Here is a 17,832-nt window from a genome sequence, read left to right as displayed (position 1 = left end):
TAATTAAAATGTGATAGAAACATATTATGTCTTACGTTGAACTTTTCTCCAAGTTTAGATTTGCATTAATGGTAATCATATAACTAATACTAAGGGTTTTATAAATAACTCATTCTTAACAATGCAACATTTGCAACAGAACAAAAAACTATTTGTTTCTATATCAAATTATTATATAAACTATTGAATTATGAAAAATTTATTTTTAAGCTGTTGTATGGCATTATCATTTGTCTATGCATCAGCGCAGACTACTCCTGCGAAAACAAAGTCTACTACTAAAACAGATTCTACTTACAACAAGAAAAGTAAGCATGGTTCTGAACATCAATCTGGTAATAAAAAAGGAGACACTATTAAGAAACAACGTTCTAACAAGAAAAAAGGAACTACTCCTAAAAACGAAACATCAACTCCTCAACGTAGAGATACTATAAACGGAACAACAAAACCATAATATATAGTTGAAAATTAGTTGATAAGTAAAAGCCCATTTTTTAAAAATTAGGCTTTTATTTTTTGCAAACATGTTAATTCTGAAACATTATGCCTTTATTGTGTAAGAGAAATCATGACATCTAAGATACATTTGATTGAAATTTATTAAATTAATAAGGATTTTAAAGCTTTGATAGTAAAGCTAATACTACTTAATTATCGTAAAAATTGACTTTTTTATAATTAAAATCTTTATCGGTCTAAAAATTTAAACCCAAAAACAAAAATCAAATGCAAAACAGTATTTTAGGGAGCTTAAAAGAGCACCAAAACAGCTTACTTACTATTTGGTCAAAACTTCTTTTAGAAAAAGGATCGACTGATGGAATTACAGAAGAAGAAGAGTCAAAAGAATTTGCCTCATTTTTTTTAGATGCATTGTACCATGCCAATGGTAATGCCGATTCTGATGAATACGAAAAAGTACATGATTTACTAATTGGTATATCAAGCTCAAGGGCAAAACGTGGTTTTTCGCCTAGAGAAAATGCTCAATATCTTATTTCATTTAAAGAAGCAGCCTCACAAATTCTTTCAGAAATTGAAAAAGATCCTGCTAAACTCTACGATGCCAATTTACAATTAGGCGAGGTTTTAGATAACATGACTATCATGACTTTTGAAGCTTACATGAGAGGACGTGAAGATGTAATTTCAAGACAAATTGATGAAATTAGCGAAATTTCGACTCCTGTTATCAGAGTTTGGGATGGTGTAGTTGCATTACCAATTATTGGAACTCTGGATAGCTCAAGAACGCAGGTAGTAATGGAAAATCTCTTACAGCAAATTGTTGACACAGGAAGTTCTATTGCCATATTGGATATTTCTGGCGTACCGGCAGTAGATTCGCTTGTAGCACAACATCTAATAAAAACAGTTAGTGCCACCCGACTAATGGGAGCAGAATGTATTATAAGCGGTATTCGTCCTGAAATAGCGCAGACAGTGGTACATTTAGGTATAGACCTTACGGGCATTATCACTAAAGCCTCTCTTGCCAGTGCTCTTCAAACAGCCTTTGATATGCTTCAGCTTACTGTTGTGAAAAGGAAATAATCAAAAAGATTAATACTATGGAAAGAATCCCTATACTCAAGATGGGAGATTTTTTGCTTGTTACCATACAGGTAGACTTGTACGATCAATTAGCAGAAAACCTTGAATCTGATTTGATAAATACGATAAATAAACACAGTTCTAAAGGTGTGTTAATAGATATTTCGGCTGTTTCTATAATCGATTCCTTTATGGGACGTATTTTAGGAAACATAGCAGTTATGTCTAAAATTATGGATGCACAAACTGTTGTAGTAGGTATGCAGCCAGCAGTTGCCATTACATTAGTAGAACTTGGCCTGTCTTTAAACGGTGTTATCAGCGCATTAAATGTCGAAAAAGGCATGGATCTGCTTCGCGCGAAAATGTATAATGGCGATAACGAAGAGCAGACAGATGATAACGATAACCAATAAAGAGGAAATCCCGATAGTAAAAGAGCAGGATGTAGTTCCACTGCGTAACCGTGTCAAAGATTATGGTGTCAAAATTGGCATGAGCATTTTAAATCAAACCAAATTAATTACTGCCACAAGCGAGCTTGTCCGCAACCTTTTAAAATATGGAGGCGGGGGCAAAGTGATTATTGAAGCGGTAAATAATGGACGTGAAAATGGGGTGCGTGTTACTTTTATTGATAACGGGCCTGGTATTCCCGATATAGATTTAGCAATGAAAGACGGTTACAGCACAGGAAAAAGTTTGGGTCTTGGTTTACCGGGAACAAAAAGAATTGTAAATGAATTTGCTATCAAAACAGAAATGGGAAACGGAACGACGGTAACCATAATAAAATGGAAAAATGGATAATACTTTTTCCTGCTACAAAATTGAAGACAGGAGTTTAATTGCTTTTATTAAAAGAGAAATACATAATTTGGCACTACAATTAGGTTTTACAGCTCATAGGGCTGGAGAGGCAGATATTATAGTTGCAGAATTAACTTCAAATCTTATTAAATATGCCAACGGAGGTGAGTTGTTATATAGAGCTCATTGTGATGAAGGGCATAACCAGATAGAAATTTATTGTCTAGATAATGGTATTGGAATTGATAACATTAGTAAAATAATGCATGATGGCTATTCATCATCTAATACACTGGGCCAAGGCTTGGGTGCAATTAGAAGATTAAGCAATGATTTTCAAATTTATTCTTTAAAAGATTGGGGAACAGTTCAATATGTTAAAATTTGTGATAAATCAGATTATAGTGTCCCTGCATTAGCCAGTGGCTTTAATTCTTCCGCGTTTAGCGTTAATTATCCAGGAGAAAGAGTCTGTGGTGACGGATATCATATAAAATACTTAAAAAGAGGTTTTCAAATTTTTGTAGGAGATGGTTTAGGTCATGGGGTAAATGCAAATCTTGCTATTCAACAAGCTATAAAAGCTTTTAAACATTCTGGAGAGCATGATCCTTCAGAAATTTTAAGAGACATACACGATCAGGTAAAAAAAAGCAGGGGACTAGTAGCTACAATAGCATGTGTAGATTATGCAAAAGAAACATGGAATATCTGTGGTATAGGTAACATTAGTACGCGTATTTGTTTTGGCTTAGAAAACAAAACCTATACGCCTTATAATGGTATAATTGGTCATAATATTCCACGTACCTTAAACAGCACAACGGTTCCGTATCAAAAACATCAGATTATTGTAATGCACAGCGACGGATTACGAACGAGATGGAATTTAAATGATTTAACTTCTATAATTAAACAGAATCCCGGATTAATTGCTGCTTCGCTGTATAAAGATAACATTAGGGGAACGGATGATGCAACAGTTCTTGTGGGAAAAATAATTTAAGTGCTATGAAAGAGATTGTAAAAATTAATCTTGATAACGAAATGGACTTAATACTGGCACATAAACGCGCAATGAAAATTTCAGAAATGTGCGGAATGCCATCTTCTGCGCAAACCAGATTTTCTACAGCGGTGTCCGAAGTAGCAAGATGTTCTATAGCAAAAGGAAAAAACTCTGTTTTATCAATAGGCATTAATGTTATCAGACCTACTCAAAAAGAAATTCTGGCTATACTTACAGATACTATAGACCTTAAAAAATGCAATCCCGAAGCGTATCAATATGCAGCAAAAATATCTGGAAATATAGAGTATACCTATTCTGGAAATCAATCGGTAACAAAATTGAGTCAATCGGTATTATCGCCAGGACTTCTTTCTGATTTAAAAATAAAAAGCCTAGTTGATTATTTTAAATATGAGCCGCCTTTATCACCTTATGATGAAATTAGAAAGAAAAACATTGAATTAATTGCCCTTTCAGAAAAACTGGGAGAAAGTGAAAATAGATACAGGCGTTTGGCCAATACGCTTCCGGTTTTAATTTGTGTGGTTAATGATAAAAATTATGTAACGACTGTAAATGATTCTCTAAATGAATATTTAGAATTTCCATTAACCATTTTCGATAAAAAAACTTTACCAAACTTTATTCATCCAGATGATGTAACAGTCATTTATGAAGGATGGAGTAAAGCTAAAAAAGACCGAAATGCTTTTTCCAGCGAAATTAGAATCAGAAAAGACAATTCTTATATTTGGCATCTGGTATCGATAATTCCTAATAAAGCAGACGACGGGTCTTTTAACAGCTGGCTTATCTATTTTGTAGACATTAATGCTCAAAAGACAGTTGTAGAAACCCTTAAGGACAATTCTGAACTAAGAAAGATTCAGCGTGAGCTTGAAAATGCCAATACTAAGTTATTGTTTAAAAACAAAGAGTTAGAACAATTTGCTTTTATTGCCAGTCATGATTTACAAGAACCTCTTCGTAAAATTTTAATTATGCTTTCCCGAGCTGCGCAATATTTAACCGAAGAACAGAAAAAGCTCTACTATTTTGACAAAATTACTCTTGCTGCAGGTCGACTATCTACGCTGATTACTGATGTTCTCGATTATTCTAGAATAGACAATAAATCTCAAAATCTGCATGAAGTTGACCTAAATGAAATTATTGCCGAAACTATAAATGACCTTAGTATGGTAATAGAAGAAAAAGATGCGATAATTACGATAAACCCATTGCCAACAGTAATAGGTATAAGTTCGCAGCTTAGACAGCTTTTTTATAACCTCATTAATAATGCATTAAAATTTAATACTTCTCAGCCCATTGTCACAGTTTGTTCTTCGATGTCTGAAAATGATTATGAGTTTGAAAAAGATAAATCATTAAATGATTATTATGTAATTTCGGTTAGTGACAATGGTATAGGAATGAGTAAAGAATATTCGGGAAGAATTTTTGATATGTTCCAACGCTTACATCAGCGAGATCAGTTTGGTGGTAATGGTATTGGACTTGCGTTATGTAAACGCATTATAGAAAATCACAATGGAATTATAAATTTTGCCAGCGAGCCTGATGCAGGAACTACTTTTTGGATTTATCTTCCTAAAAAGCAAAGTATCGGGATTTTATAATTTCAATTAAAAAACCGTCTAAAAAGACGGTTTAATACGGTTTACAACGTACGATCTAGATTTGCATCTTCATCAATATCATCAAGACCTTCGTTATCTAGTTCCTCATTTCCAAGTTCATCATCATCTTCGGTTTCAAATTCATTCTTATCAAGTTCCTTGTTGTCAAATTCATCATCTCCTGAATTTTCATTCCCAAGATTTTCATTTTCGAATTCATTAGTATTCAATTCATTGTTGCTAAATTCATTTCCATAATCTGGTTCAGCATTATTGGTTATAGAATGATCTGTTGATAACTTTTCATTTTCATGTCCTTCTTTTCTAATATCATTATTTTGAAAATCGTGATCTTCCTGACCGTAGTTTTCTGTTGCGTCTAAATTCATAATACTTTTTTTAAATTATTTTTTATTGAATTAATTTTATTGATATGCTAGTTGATACTTTTAACGAAATATCATTTGTAAATGTAAAAGAGTTAGACAGTTGAAATTTATAATCTAAAAGCTTATAGTTGTATAATTATCAGTATCGTATGATTTAGCAAATGAAGATTTTTCAAGTTTCAACTTTAGATAATAAGAACCAACTTTACATTTTTAAAAATTGCCTAATTGAATCTTTTAATTTTGCTACAAAATTTCATAATTGGGTTATTTGTCTGATAATTAATGAATTAATTTTTAACATGTAACTTTAGAGTTGAATTCTGTAAAAACCCTCTGTACTGATGTTCTACTTTTCCAATTATTAATTTTAAACAAAATATTATGTCATTTGAAAACCAAAACACAGAAGGAGCTACGGCAAAAGCAATCGAAGAACAAACTTCAAAATTGCCATCAGATTTATTTTTATACGCGGCACTTGCTGCAATGGGAACGTCATTAACCTTAAAATGTCTGGGCAGAAAGCATACTGCACTATTTGTAGGCCAATGGGCATCACCATTTTTATTACTTGGAGTTTACAATAAGCTGGTTAAGTTAGAGGGACATGATGCCGAAGACAAAACAGTAAACGGTTAAGTTTTATGCAAGAGTACAATAGGACCTTTACAATATCGTATTCAAAATGATAAAGCTGCCTTAACTTATAGTAAAGGCAGCTTTATTTTTTACTGAAATATAATCATTAAATCAATTTAAATTTCTTGATCTATTAAGATACGTTATATAGCTTGCAAATGAGGTCTAACCTGCATAGTTACAATATCGCATCGTTTGGGCTGCGATAAGCAAAATAACACACTCATAGCAATATCTTCTGCTTCAAGCATTTCTAATTTTTTGATTTTTTCTTTTTGTTCCTCAATGGGATCGCGCTGCATGTCGCTGGTAACAGCACCAGGTTCAATAAGAGAAACTTTTATTCCAAACTCATTAATTTCTTTTCGCAGAGAAGTGCTGTATCCTCTTATAGCCGATTTTGTTGCGACGTAAACCGTACTGGTTTTCTCCTTGCTTTCGGCGCTCATAGATCCAATATTTACAATGTGGCCGCTTTGCTGGTTTTTCATTCTTGAAACAGCCTCTTTCGTAAAAGCCAAATATCCTAAAACATTAGTTTCCAGTACGTATTTAATATTATCATAATCCTCATCCGTGATTCCATCAGCAGCTAAGGCCGCGTTATTGATTAAGATATCAATACCTCCAAGAGTATTGTCTATTTCTTTGCAGATAAGCTGTAAATCTTCCTTTTTTGAAATATCTCCTGTAGTGCCAAAAACATTTCCCTGAGCTTGAGCTTTTATATCGCTCATAGCTTTTTGAAAATCTTTTTCATCTCTTCCAAAAATAAAAACATGTCCGCCAAGAGATGATAAAAGCTCGGCAGTCGCTTTTCCGATACCTGTTGTACCTCCAGTTATGACAATACGTTTTCTGTCGATATTTTGTCCAAAGTAGTTTGATAAATTTCCCATAATTGTATTTTTGTAATTTAATGCGTTACATGATAATTTATTCTGTTCCAAATGTTTGATTTATCCAAATATCTTATAACACATTGATTTTTGCTTACAGAATTTGATTTTTGATTTATAAGTTTTGCGTTAACATATTTTTATTTCACATTTTTTAATCTCGCGCACAAGAATCAACCAATGATTTTTCTAAAGGCAGGCCCAAATATAACGTCGTGCCTTTTCCAGGTTCGCTCGAAGCTCTTACAAAACCGTTATGGTTCGAAATAATGGTTTGCACCAAAGCCAGGCCAAGTCCGCTGCCGTACTGCTCATCATTGCTCTGCAGGCGGAAAAATGGATCAAAGATGCGGTTTTCAAAATCTTTTTTAAAGCCAATTCCGTTATCGCTTATCGAGAGTATTATATAATCTGTTTCAGAATCAGCATTAAATGTGTCAAATATTTCCTGATTTGGATAATGCATCCCAATTTTAATATGAGGAGCTATATCCTGCTGGGCAAACTTTATTGCGTTAGAAATTACATTTACAAACAGCAGATGAAACTGAGAAGCTATAATTTTCATAGGAGGCAGTGGGTCTACTGTAATAATGGCTTTATGCTCTGTTATAACCTTTTTTAGATCGTTTAAGGCTTTTTTTATTATTAAATTAAGATCTGCATTTTTGAATCTTTTTTCCGCAAAATTAAGTTTGGAATAGGTGACCAAATCTTCTATGAGCTGGTTTGTATTGGCGGCCGAATGAAGCAGTCGTCTTACATTATGTTTGGAAGATGTCGATAATTCAGGTTCATGATCAATAATCTTTTTGCCGAACATGTACATTTTTCGAATCGGTTCCAAGAGCTGTTCGCCCGCTGCGGCGGTAAAAGATTCCAGTTGTGTGTTTCTTTTTAGTAGCTCGTTATTTTTTAGCTGTAAATCTGCATTGCTTTTTTCCAAATCTGTAATATCTTCAAGAGCAATTAAAATCAAGCCCTCAGGTATAGAGTCAGTAATTGGTGCGGCATTAATAATCATTACTTTTTTCACGGCTGGATTTTCACTGAATTGTATTCTGGCATTCACAACCGGTTGATCCCTGCTTATTTTTTTCAGCACTAATTCTTGAAATTCAACTGTATTCCAAAGGGCATTTCCTATTTCAGAAATCGAAATTCCTTCAATAAGTTCTTCACTCGTTTTAAAATAGCTGTAAAAGGAAGGATTGGCGCTGTGGATGATGAGATTGCGGTCTATTATTAAAAGCGGCTCCCGAATTGTTTTAACAATCGATTCGTAGAAATTTCTCATTGAATGGAGCTGCTTCCTATGATTCTGAAGCTCATCATTTGTACAGGAGAGCTCTTCATTGTTAGAATGAAGCTCCTCTATAGAAGTTTGTAACTCTTCATTTAGATATTGAAGTTCTTCAGTTCTATGGAGAAGCTCCTCATTAGAGGTGCGAAGCTCTTCAAAATAGACCTGTTGTTCTTCAGTCAAATATTTAAAGTCATTCTGTAGCTGAAACAGCTGTATTTCCATCTCTTTTTGTTCTGATGTATTGTCATTCTGTGCGGCCTTTTCCCCTGAAATTGGTTTTCTATAAAAAATAATAAGCAGCAGTTCAATATTCGAAGGAAGATATACAGCTTCAAAAGAAATGCTGAAAGTTTGATTTTTTATTGTAATAGGTCCTCCAATACAATTTCGTTTATCATTTCGGGCTTTTAAAATCGCATTTTTAAGTGAAAAACGAATTTCATGAGAAACCATATTTATGATATTAAAGCTGGGCTTACCAGCAGAAGGCTGCAAAAAAGAACTCGTATCACCATGAAAATGGACGATTTCAAAATCTTCGTTAATTACAACAGCAGCAGGCGAATATTGTTCAAGAAGCATGTCAGTTGCAATTTTTTTATAATTCGTAACTGTATTTTCAGGACTGTCTATTTTACTGATTGATTTTTCAGCTGTATAACCCGGCATTTCAGAGGTAAAGCGATAGTATGCTTTTCTGCATCGGTATATTTTTACCTGTCTTTCCACAGCTGTAAATAACTGTTCGACGCGTGCGGCAGATTCAGACTTTCCTAAGAAAAGAAAACCTTGGTCTCGAAGTGCATAATGAAAAGAAGAAAGGACCTTATTCTGCATATCAGCATTAAAATAGATCAATACATTACGGCAGGTTATAAAATCAATTTTAGAAAAAGGAAAATCCTTTGTGAGATCATGGACAGCGAAAATACAGCTGTCACGGATTGACTTGCTGACATGATAACCGCTTTCCTTTTTCGTAAAATATTTTGCCAGTCTTTCCCCGCTTATATTCTTTACATCCTGATTCGTATATATGCCAAGACGGGCTTTTTCAATACATTTTTCGGATAAGTCAGAAGCAAATATTTTGATGATGATCTCGCTGTTATTGGTTTGTTCGAGATATTCAGTAAGTGAAATTGCCAATGAATAAGCTTCTTCACCAGTAGAGCATCCTGCTGACCATATTCTTAATTCTTTTCCTCTAAGCGATTCTACAAGAGAGGGAAAAACTACTTTTGACAGACTATCAAAGAAAAGCTGATCTCTAAAAAAGTAGGTTACAGGAATAAGAATATCGTTAAATAATAAATCCTGTTCAGTCGTTTTACTTTTTAGTAAGGTAAGATAGCTTTCCGCACTTTCTTGTCTGGTAATTACCATTCTTTTGGCAATCCTCCTTCGAATGGTCTGTTCTTTATAATGATGAAAATCAGTACCGGATCTTGCAGCCACGAGATCAATGATTTGCCTTAAGAATTCGTCCTGTTCTGCTGATGCTTCCTTTTCCTCGTAGGCTCCATTGATTAAATAACTATCTCTAATCTCCAGCAGCTTAGCGGCAGTTTGTAGGGGGGCTGTAAAGTAATCAATAAACTCAGCATTAGCCTTATTAAGTTCAAAACCGCTTTTTGTGACTGCAGAAACCGATGCACCGCCTTGTTCTCTGATATTTTTAAGTCCTGCCACCCCATCTATAGAAGACTGGCAAGCCAGCAGTCCTATGGCATAACTCTCGTATTTTTGTGCCAGAGCATTGTAAAAAATATCCAGACAGTTATTAGTCCTGCTGCCTCGAATGGCCGGTTTTAGCTTTAAAATTTCATTTTCAAGTATAAGAAAGTTTTTCTCGGGTATGACGTATATATGATCCGGCTTTAATTCTACGGTATTTACTATTTCATAAACCGGCATTTTAACACAATCCGCAAGCTGCTGGGTAAGATCCGCATTCTGGCGGGACTCTAAATTCTCCATAACCAGAAATGCCATACCGGAATTTGGAGTAATACCAGAAAGGATTTGTTTAACAATATCTATTTCAGAGCCTTCCGCAGCAATTCCAACGACGGGAAAAGAGGGAAGGTTAATTTGATTTTTTTCAAGTGCAGCAGTTTCCATAAGCATTCGTTTGATTTAGCAGCGCATTTCACTTCTGCTTTAATTAATGCAGTTTCCAGCTGAGGCAGCTGCACCATGCAGCTGCCTCAAAATCAAATTACGGATTGAAAGTATAAAGTTTAAAAAATAGGTGACCTACTGCGTGTTTAACTTGGATGCATCATATATAAAAATTACAGTTGTAAGACCAAGATAAAATATGATGAGAATGCAAGGTATATAAAAGATTAAAATCGTTTAAATAGAGTTGATCTGCGGCAGTTTGATATTATTACTAATAAATTTCATAAAATTTAAACCAATAAGTTTGACGGGATAGTAAAGGTAGTAGATTTTTAGCAGGCATTGTTATATAATTGCCATTTTCAATATTTTGATCTACAGTGAATTGCGGTAGTTTTTTTAAGTTTTTTATACGAAAAAATCCTCTATGCTATTTGACCAAGCAGGAAGTTTTTAATAATTTGATAATCCTCATTTCTTCTTCAACGGTTTTTCTGTAAAATATTGATATAAAGATTTTTATGTTTGAATCGTGTAATACGTAAATAGTATTGTGTAAGATGCAGCAGTGAGAGTGGTTTAATTTTGGGAATAGTTAAAACTTAAAGCATTCTGACGGTTGCTGCTAAAAAACGAGCGGCTTTCTGAAATTATAAAAAAAACAAAGATCTCCATAAAATTACCAATTGAAAAAGTTCTGTTTAATAACTGTTTCATCTCTACTTTAAAACAATGCAACTTAAAAAAAAATGCCGAAATTAAACTTTCATGTTCAGTGAAATTAAAAGCGGTTAGATAATAACTATAAATAATTATGCGCCATGTTATATAGAAATATACTGCTGATTGACGATGATAGTGATGATGCCGATGTGTTTATCGAAGCCATCAATTCTTTGGATAAAAATGTTAACTGCCTGGCAGAAACAAATCCCGTTAAAGCTTTAGAGTTTTTGAAAAATGCAAAAATCCTGCCTGATCTTATTTTTTTAGATTATAATATGCCTGTTTTAAATGGGAATGAATTTATAGAAAAAATGAGAGCTGTCGAAAAGCTCAAACCCATTCCGGTAATTATATATTCCAGCTATTCAGAAAATGCGGCTGCACAATTGTCGATTATTCATGATACGGAGCGGTATATTAGTAAACCCAATACTTTTATAGAGCTGACGGCACTGCTGAAAAATATACTGGAGGAGAAATAAAATCTGTACCGGAAAATTTCAATTTTACTTTCGGCAGTACGGCAAATAGTAAGAGCGCCATTGATCTTTTCACTTCGAGCATATCTAAGATTATTAGTACAAAGCTATTGCGCCCGTTTTTCAAAAATATCTGCATATTTTTTGGGAAGAACAATAGCCTCAAACTGGCTTTTAAGGTCTCAGCGGTGTGCAGAGTCTGGCTCAGGCAATCTGGTTCTGATTTAAAGAATGCTGCTTTATTAAAACCTTTGCATGCATTAATTCTGTACATTTGGTAAGTTTAAAACCCCTGCGAGATGATAAGTTCCGAGAATCACCACCTGGCCCCTGAAGGGTCAAATGAAAAAGAGCCTGTAAAAATTATACTGGCAGAAGATGATAAAGACGATCAGGAATTATTCATCGATGCCCTGGATGAGGCGCAGGTCCCCTCTGAGGTAACGACCGTTGAAAACGGGCAGGAGCTCTTGGATACTCTCAGAGATCAGTCCGAACCCAATCCCGATATTATTTTTATCGATGTCAATATGCCTGTTAAAGGCGGGAAGAAGGCGCTGGAAGAAATAAAAAGCGATAAAGAGCTTCGGGACATCCCAGCCGTTATGCTCTCCACTTGGAGCCACCCAGCAGATATTGAAGATTCATTTGATAAGGGAGCGGATCTGTACGTGCAGAAGCCGAATTCTTTTACCGGCTTTGTGTTGCTGCTAAAGAAAGTCTTTCTCCTGCACTGGACAAAAGCTTTACTAAGACCGGTTGTAAGTTTATTTTTTGTTTCGGAGAAGAATATATCCCATAAGGATTAAACAATAGTCTTTATCATTGTGTACTGTAATTATAATGCGCTTTTAACCTTGTTTTTGGGATGCAGAATTACTTTTGAAAATAAAACCCTCAATATTAATAGGTTCCCATTTTAATAATCTTATCTTTGAGCAATTAAATACATTAAAATGCAAGAAGGTACAGTAAAATTTTTCAATGAAGAAAAAGGATTCGGATTCATAACTCCTAATAATGGAGGGGCCGAAGTTTTTGTTCATGCTTCAGGTCTGTCAGAAAACATCGCTCAAAACGATGCAGTTCGATATGACGTAGAAGAAGGCCGTAAAGGTCCAAACGCAGTAAACGTAGTTGTAGCATAATATACTATCACAGTTAACTTATAAAGGCACCTCTAATCAGGTGCCTTTTTTGTTTTATGGATGTGGTGTATATATTATTAGTATTTATTTTTCAGGAGCTTTTCCCGCTGTAAGATGCACCCGAGCGAAAGCGAACTGGCGTAGCAATCTTTTGTGCCCAGCCTCGGGTCAATTGTATGTAATATTATTTTTTGGGAGCTTTTTCCCGCTATCCGTTTCAATCTTTTGTGCCGAACCCCGGCACAAAAGGATTTCACTGCATACGAGCGAAGCGAACTGGCGAAGCAATCGGGGCTAAGGGCTGCCAAAGAGCCCTGTTTTTGTGTTGGAGAGATGTACCATTCAAACCCAATTGATGTCTATCTATTCAACACAGGGAGTTGTCTCTCAGCTTTGCTGTACACTTAGCTTTTATACTGATATAATAAAACAAAGTATATTTCAGCTCTTTAGACTAATAAAAATTAGAAAGGTTATATAAAAAAGGCACCAATTGTCTTCAATTGGCGCCTTTTGGCTTGTTTGTGACGGGGACAGGACAAATTACTACATCATTTTTGGATGATTTGAAGAGATTGTCTTTCTACATGTAGTGTCTGTCTTTTATTGGCGTTGTGAATCTGGTTTGGTTGTCCTGAGTAGGATGATGCAAAAATTGTAAAAACTCAATTGATTCATCGTATTAAGCTGATATATAAATTTACAAAATTTATGGAGGATTTTAAAAGAATGTTTTAATTTAAAGAAGGATTCTCTTTCTTTGGCTCTATGAATTACTTTATGCTATTTAGGTTTTGTGGCACAAATGTAATCCCTCTCATTAAATTGGAAGCCGTAAAATTTGGCGGCAGAAAAGGTGTCAAATCAGTGTTTGATTCTTTTAAACGTAAATTCTTACTAGTAAATTACATAATTCCCATTTTTAGCATGGAAATTGTCAAACTATTTTACTTTTAATTGTTTCGGAATAATGGTAGAACTATCTTTAAACATTATTAACCGGATAACGGATGTAATTCCATTTTTTAAAAATTTACAAAGGATTATAGAAATATAAGCGGCTGCGGATTCTTAGATTATAGTTTTATGTTTGCCTGACAAACTAAATACAATGCCCGAGCCTGAAAATTCCAAAAAGATTATATGTATTGCTGACCATGATGAGGACGACCGAATGCTGCTCCATGAGGCATTACTGACCCTAAATCAGCCATTTGAGATTCTAGAGATCAGCACAAGAGACCAGCTTACAGACCAGTTATCTAAATTGTCTGATATTTTTCCTGATTTTATTTTTCTCAATACCGGTATGCCTGGCATAGAGATGGTTCATTTCATTGAAACGATCAGGAAGGAAACCGGATCAGGCATGAAAGCAAAGATCATTATCTATTCCACTGACAGCGATAGGTCCAGCATCGAAAAAGCATTTGAACTGGGAGCAGATTTTTATGCTGTCAAGCCGAGTAATTATAAAGATCTTAAAAAGCTGGCAGGAACTGTAATAGAAATGGAATGGGAGACTTCTGAAAAAGACACCAGGATATTTCACATTGGATTTTAAATATTTAGGCATGCTGTCATATTTCTATCGCAGACACGCTTTTTTCAGTCTGCTTATGTTATATTATGCTTGGCTTTTATAGACGATTTTGAATATCGGCAGAAAATTTGCAGGCAGATAGATGCACGGAAGAAAATTATGCGGCAACATTCTTTCATAAAATTTTGAATGGCAGATTTTGTGTAAATCTGTCTTTGCTTTTGTGGCGGAAATGTTTAAAATCCATTATTTTTTTATGATGAATGGACTCGACTTTTCTTGGATTAATGTAAAAATTGAATAGCACACAGTATGATAATTGATGCGCCTAATTAATTTTCGCCATTTTTTAGTGACCCAAAGGAGTCTTTATATCTTGACGTGAAAGTTTTCAAAAGCTGGCTGGAGATTATCGGGCTGCGACACTAAAGATAATGCTTTTTTTATAAGAATAGGAAGATGGCTGTATGCAACTGGTTTTGTGATAAAATAATTTGCCCCAAGGGAATACATTTTTTCGATATCCGCAGTATTGCTGCTGGTGCTGAAAACAATAATGATATGCTTTTTTAAGGCATCTGAATTTCTGATTTTTATAAGACATTCCTCTCCAGACATAATAGGCATATTAAGATCTAGGAAGACCAGTTCTGATTTAGGAGTTTGGGGATTTTCTAGAAGACTGATCAATTTGGCTCCATCATGCATAATGGAGAGTTTCAGATCAGGAAAGTGGTCCCTGACTGCTTCGGCAAAAAAGTCGCAGTCATCTATATCGTCGTCCGCCAGCAAAATGTGATTAAATAACCTTTGCGCCATATTTTTTTGCATTAATTCAACATAAATCAAATGTACAGCTTTTCAAGTCAATTGCAAAGCAAGGATTTACTGAAGCAGTGCATATTTCTAACTGCATAAAACCGTATTTCGCGGAAATGCAAGAGCTATAGGAAAATAAGATTAAATTTTTTACATAATTCCCATGTTTAACATGGGAATTATGTAAGTTTTTTTAAACTATAAATTTCTTAAACGTCGTCAACTATAAAAAGAGACTAGTGATAAAAATACTTACTATGATGCCTTGAAAAATTAAGCAATGAAAATTTGTTATGTGCGTTAAGTTATTGGCTGCCATGATGTTTTTTATTATCCATGGAATCTTTATCATCTACATTTCATATTTGCCTTTTTTTGCATCCTCATTTTTTGTCTTAGATAAAGTTTTACTGATAGATAATTATTCCGCTGGTTGAGGCAGTGGCATTTTCCAGATACCGCTAATGACATCATGCTGCGGACAATAAATTCGGGTAACAAACATGAATTTTCATTTTTGGAGAGGGAAGTCAATTGCTTTCTTTATCCTTTCGTGGTGAGGTGCTCTGCAGGTAGATAATCAAATCCTCGTTGGCTTCATATTTCAGCCCTTTAGTTTTATTGACGATAGAGTATCTGTCAATTTTTACAGCTCAGTGCTCAGTGCATCAACCATGCCGGCAGTATACCGCATCTAGTTCTTTCCTGTAGCAGATGGTGTTTTTGGTTCTTTGGACAGCATTCTCTTGTGGCTTTCTTTGACCGTGCGGCTTTCAGCAGCCATAGATGTGAAATGCCCATGTTCATCCACGTAGATAATCATGCTCTGAAAACCTTTGCCCTTGAGGTTGTTAGTTTTTCTTTCAAGCTTCCTGAGTGCTTTCTGCTTTTTAAGAACAGCTTTTTTCTTGTTATTTTCTTTTTTGAAAAATGAGTCGGCCATATTTCCTTCAATATTAAATTAAACAATCGGATTACTTTTTTTTTCTTTGATCGATGCCCAGTGTTTCAAAGTAACCGCAGCTTTAAGAGCAGGATATCCTAATACGGTATCACCTGCACAGACATCGGAGATTACTCCCGATCCTCCGCCGACGGTAGCTCCGTCTCCAAGTGTGACATGATCCTTAATGCTGCTTCCCCCTCCGATGACCACGCCTCTGCCAAGTTTCACAGAACCCGCCAGTCCGCTGTTTCCTGCTATGATACAGTGCTCGCCTACAATGCAGTTATGCCCGATCTGTACCAGATTATCGATTTTACAGCCATTTCCAATAACAGTTGAGGCGAATTTTGCGCGGTCTATGCAGACTCCCGCACCGATTTCTACATCATCACCGATAACAACATTTCCGATATGGGGGATCTTTACGAGTCCTTCAACAGGACACTTCACAAAACCAAACCCGTCGGCACCGATAACAGCATTGGAATGTATGATTGTCCTTAGGCCGATGCGACAGTTTTCACGTATGACAGTCCCAGGCCATATAACAGTTCCAGAACCGATAAAACAGCCGTCAAGCACGGTAACGTTAGGGTAAATAGTGACATTATGTTCCAGTTTGCATCCTACGCCTACGTAGACGCCGGCTCCTATTTTTGTTTGATCGCCTATTTCAGCGGACTTATGAATTACTGCAGAGTGATGGATGTTGTTTTCAAACCTAACAGCCACAGGTCTGAAAAGTTCAAGCACTCGGCACATAGCCAGCTCAACACTGTCTACTTTGATCAGTGCCCTGCCGGGGCCGGGATCTAGGACGCTATTCTTATCCACAACAGCAACAAGAGCTTTGGATTTCGGCCAAAGCCTTTCAAATTTTTTGTTTCCGAGAAAAGTAATCTGATGTGGCTGGGCGGTTTCAGGGCTCCCCGCAGAGGATACCATTGCCGACGTTTTGCCGTCAGTTATGCCATGAAGATGTGTGCAGATCTCATGTACTGAAAATTTTTTCATGTAAATATGATTATTATGTATGGCAGTATCTTAAATTTATAATTTAGCTGGCAACCGCCATACAATTGATGATTATAAAAAAGCAGCAGCAGTTGTACCTGATGCCTTTCGCAGGTAGGTTTTCAGCTCTGATTTTAAAAAAAGATAATTTCCGTTATAAAAAAAAAGGTAAAGTTTAATTCCATGCCTGCTAGAAGCATTATGATTTATTGGTTTCAGATTAGTGTCTGAAGCAAAGAAATTTATTATAGTAACGAGCCATTACGCATCAGCTCTATGTAGATTTGGCCGCTGTTCTGATCAGAGCATTGCCAGAGACTGCAGCTATCTTCTTCTGTCCTTAGAATAATTTGATGCGCCTCTGCTGGAGCTGTAGTCCAAAACATCAGGCTTAGGTCGGGCTTCGTTTACCACTAAAGTCTGGCTGTCCAGTTTAGAGTTGTTCAGGCCTTTTATTGCTTTTTCAGCATCAGATTGGTCAGGCATTTCAACAAAACCGAAGCATTTTGAGCGACCTGTAAACGGGTCCATAATTATTTTTACAGAGGTTACTGTTCCATAAGCTGCGAAAGCGTCGCGTACCTGATCCTCCGAGGTTCCAAACCCCAGTTTTGCTACAAAGATATTCATAATGTAAAATGTTTTAAAAATTAAGGCGGCTGTATGCCTAAACTGAAGAGTAAGGGAGGACAAATTTTACAAGATGGACAGATCTGCTTATCAGAGTGAGCATTGGCAGAATACCAATTACAGCAAAGATAGCATTATATAT

At 35.5% G+C, this 17,832-nt stretch carries 18 protein-coding genes; 11 read left to right on the top strand and 7 right to left on the bottom strand.

Features of this window, described 5'->3' with window-relative positions; genetic code table 11:
• Positions 1-190 precede the first annotated feature (190 nt).
• From ABTV69_RS18595 to ABTV69_RS18570, 6 genes are all read left to right on the top strand, one after another.
• Complete coding sequence (locus tag ABTV69_RS18595) at positions 191-457, top strand: hypothetical protein (protein ID WP_433831429.1); 267 nt, start codon at positions 191-193, stop codon at positions 455-457.
• Between the two features lie 272 nt (positions 458-729).
• Positions 730-1,557, top strand: coding sequence for an STAS domain-containing protein (locus ABTV69_RS18590; RefSeq protein ID WP_433831427.1), 828 nt, complete (start codon positions 730-732; stop codon positions 1,555-1,557).
• 17 nt (positions 1,558-1,574) lie between these two features.
• On the top strand, positions 1,575-1,973 hold the full coding sequence (locus ABTV69_RS18585) for an STAS domain-containing protein (RefSeq protein WP_433831425.1): 399 nt from the start codon (positions 1,575-1,577) through the stop codon (positions 1,971-1,973).
• On the top strand, positions 1,954-2,367 hold the full coding sequence (locus ABTV69_RS18580) for an anti-sigma regulatory factor (RefSeq protein ID WP_433831423.1): 414 nt from the start codon (positions 1,954-1,956) through the stop codon (positions 2,365-2,367). The genes ABTV69_RS18585 and ABTV69_RS18580 overlap by 20 nt, the downstream gene beginning before the upstream one ends.
• Complete coding sequence (locus tag ABTV69_RS18575) at positions 2,360-3,373, top strand: SpoIIE family protein phosphatase (protein WP_433831421.1); 1,014 nt, start codon at positions 2,360-2,362, stop codon at positions 3,371-3,373. Before ABTV69_RS18580 ends, ABTV69_RS18575 begins: the two co-directional genes overlap by 8 nt.
• A gap of 5 nt (positions 3,374-3,378) precedes the next feature.
• Complete coding sequence (locus ABTV69_RS18570; RefSeq protein WP_433831419.1) at positions 3,379-5,022, top strand: ATP-binding protein; 1,644 nt, start codon at positions 3,379-3,381, stop codon at positions 5,020-5,022.
• A gap of 41 nt (positions 5,023-5,063) precedes the next feature.
• On the opposite strand, the gene ABTV69_RS18565 is transcribed toward ABTV69_RS18570, so the two are convergent.
• Complete coding sequence (locus tag ABTV69_RS18565; RefSeq protein WP_433831417.1) at positions 5,064-5,411, bottom strand: hypothetical protein; 348 nt, start codon at positions 5,409-5,411, stop codon at positions 5,064-5,066.
• A gap of 384 nt (positions 5,412-5,795) precedes the next feature.
• On the opposite strand from ABTV69_RS18565, the gene ABTV69_RS18560 reads away from it, so the two are divergent.
• Positions 5,796-6,053, top strand: a complete 258-nt coding sequence (locus ABTV69_RS18560) for a hypothetical protein (protein WP_229351007.1) — start codon at positions 5,796-5,798, stop codon at positions 6,051-6,053.
• Between the two features lie 143 nt (positions 6,054-6,196).
• On the opposite strand, the gene ABTV69_RS18555 is transcribed toward ABTV69_RS18560, so the two are convergent.
• Both ABTV69_RS18555 and ABTV69_RS18550 read right to left on the bottom strand, forming a co-directional pair.
• Positions 6,197-6,952, bottom strand: a complete 756-nt coding sequence (locus tag ABTV69_RS18555; protein WP_433831415.1) for an SDR family oxidoreductase — start codon at positions 6,950-6,952, stop codon at positions 6,197-6,199.
• Between the two features lie 154 nt (positions 6,953-7,106).
• The gene (locus tag ABTV69_RS18550) at positions 7,107-10,382 is read right to left on the bottom strand and encodes a CheR family methyltransferase (RefSeq protein ID WP_433831413.1); all 3,276 of its coding nucleotides are present in this window, start codon (positions 10,380-10,382) and stop codon (positions 7,107-7,109) included.
• An 824-nt stretch (positions 10,383-11,206) separates the two neighbouring features.
• Here ABTV69_RS18550 and ABTV69_RS18545 point away from each other — a divergent pair.
• From ABTV69_RS18545 to ABTV69_RS18530, 4 genes are all read left to right on the top strand, one after another.
• A complete protein-coding gene (locus ABTV69_RS18545; protein WP_433831411.1) occupies positions 11,207-11,593 on the top strand; it encodes a response regulator in 387 nt (128 codons plus the stop codon).
• Between the two features lie 296 nt (positions 11,594-11,889).
• A complete protein-coding gene (locus tag ABTV69_RS18540) occupies positions 11,890-12,399 on the top strand; it encodes a response regulator (protein ID WP_379813146.1) in 510 nt (169 codons plus the stop codon).
• Positions 12,400-12,546: 147 nt separating this feature from the next.
• Entirely contained in the window at positions 12,547-12,738 is a 192-nt protein-coding gene (locus tag ABTV69_RS18535; protein ID WP_091490833.1) for a cold-shock protein, read from the top strand.
• Between the two features lie 1,090 nt (positions 12,739-13,828).
• Complete coding sequence (locus ABTV69_RS18530; RefSeq protein ID WP_433831408.1) at positions 13,829-14,302, top strand: response regulator; 474 nt, start codon at positions 13,829-13,831, stop codon at positions 14,300-14,302.
• 348 nt (positions 14,303-14,650) lie between these two features.
• Here the strand turns inward: ABTV69_RS18530 and ABTV69_RS18525 are convergent, their stop codons facing one another.
• The 4 genes from ABTV69_RS18525 to ABTV69_RS18510 all read right to left on the bottom strand — a co-directional run bounded on the left by ABTV69_RS18525 (position 14,651) and on the right by ABTV69_RS18510 (position 17,690).
• Positions 14,651-15,130, bottom strand: a complete 480-nt coding sequence (locus ABTV69_RS18525) for a response regulator (protein ID WP_433831406.1) — start codon at positions 15,128-15,130, stop codon at positions 14,651-14,653.
• 664 nt (positions 15,131-15,794) lie between these two features.
• On the bottom strand, positions 15,795-16,043 hold the full coding sequence (locus ABTV69_RS18520; protein WP_331139918.1) for a hypothetical protein: 249 nt from the start codon (positions 16,041-16,043) through the stop codon (positions 15,795-15,797).
• An 18-nt stretch (positions 16,044-16,061) separates the two neighbouring features.
• The gene (gene lpxD, locus ABTV69_RS18515; protein WP_433831403.1) at positions 16,062-17,060 is read right to left on the bottom strand and encodes a UDP-3-O-(3-hydroxymyristoyl)glucosamine N-acyltransferase; all 999 of its coding nucleotides are present in this window, start codon (positions 17,058-17,060) and stop codon (positions 16,062-16,064) included.
• Between the two features lie 324 nt (positions 17,061-17,384).
• Positions 17,385-17,690 (bottom strand): RNA recognition motif domain-containing protein, encoded by a 306-nt coding sequence (locus tag ABTV69_RS18510; protein WP_433831401.1) that lies wholly within the window; start codon positions 17,688-17,690, stop codon positions 17,385-17,387.
• Positions 17,691-17,832 lie beyond the last annotated feature (142 nt).

The organism is Flavobacterium anhuiense, assembly GCF_050990855.1.
GTDB classification, from domain to species: domain Bacteria; phylum Bacteroidota; class Bacteroidia; order Flavobacteriales; family Flavobacteriaceae; genus Flavobacterium; species Flavobacterium anhuiense_C.
The sequence above is the reverse complement of the archived record's forward strand: the minus strand, read 5'-3'. Positions and strand labels throughout refer to the sequence as shown.

Bases quoted from the DNA above. Each gene is read 5' to 3' on its own strand.
- ABTV69_RS18560 (WP_229351007.1), top strand. From the start codon at position 5,796: ATGTCATTTGAAAACCAAAACACAGAAGGAGCTACGGCAAAAGCAATC.
- ABTV69_RS18580 (WP_433831423.1), top strand. From the start codon at position 1,954: ATGATAACGATAACCAATAAAGAGGAAATCCCGATAGTAAAAGAGCAG.
- ABTV69_RS18565 (WP_433831417.1), bottom strand. From the start codon at position 5,411: ATGAATTTAGACGCAACAGAAAACTACGGTCAGGAAGATCACGATTTT.
- ABTV69_RS18585 (WP_433831425.1), top strand. From the start codon at position 1,575: ATGGAAAGAATCCCTATACTCAAGATGGGAGATTTTTTGCTTGTTACC.
- ABTV69_RS18535 (WP_091490833.1), top strand. From the start codon at position 12,547: ATGCAAGAAGGTACAGTAAAATTTTTCAATGAAGAAAAAGGATTCGGA.
- ABTV69_RS18575 (WP_433831421.1), top strand. From the start codon at position 2,360: ATGGATAATACTTTTTCCTGCTACAAAATTGAAGACAGGAGTTTAATT.
- ABTV69_RS18510 (WP_433831401.1), bottom strand. From the start codon at position 17,690: ATGAATATCTTTGTAGCAAAACTGGGGTTTGGAACCTCGGAGGATCAG.
- ABTV69_RS18545 (WP_433831411.1), top strand. From the start codon at position 11,207: ATGTTATATAGAAATATACTGCTGATTGACGATGATAGTGATGATGCC.
- ABTV69_RS18570 (WP_433831419.1), top strand. From the start codon at position 3,379: ATGAAAGAGATTGTAAAAATTAATCTTGATAACGAAATGGACTTAATA.
- ABTV69_RS18595 (WP_433831429.1), top strand. From the start codon at position 191: ATGAAAAATTTATTTTTAAGCTGTTGTATGGCATTATCATTTGTCTAT.
- ABTV69_RS18540 (WP_379813146.1), top strand. From the start codon at position 11,890: ATGATAAGTTCCGAGAATCACCACCTGGCCCCTGAAGGGTCAAATGAA.
- ABTV69_RS18520 (WP_331139918.1), bottom strand. From the start codon at position 16,043: ATGGCCGACTCATTTTTCAAAAAAGAAAATAACAAGAAAAAAGCTGTT.
- ABTV69_RS18590 (WP_433831427.1), top strand. From the start codon at position 730: ATGCAAAACAGTATTTTAGGGAGCTTAAAAGAGCACCAAAACAGCTTA.
- lpxD (WP_433831403.1), bottom strand. From the start codon at position 17,060: ATGAAAAAATTTTCAGTACATGAGATCTGCACACATCTTCATGGCATA.
- ABTV69_RS18550 (WP_433831413.1), bottom strand. From the start codon at position 10,382: ATGGAAACTGCTGCACTTGAAAAAAATCAAATTAACCTTCCCTCTTTT.
- ABTV69_RS18555 (WP_433831415.1), bottom strand. From the start codon at position 6,952: ATGGGAAATTTATCAAACTACTTTGGACAAAATATCGACAGAAAACGT.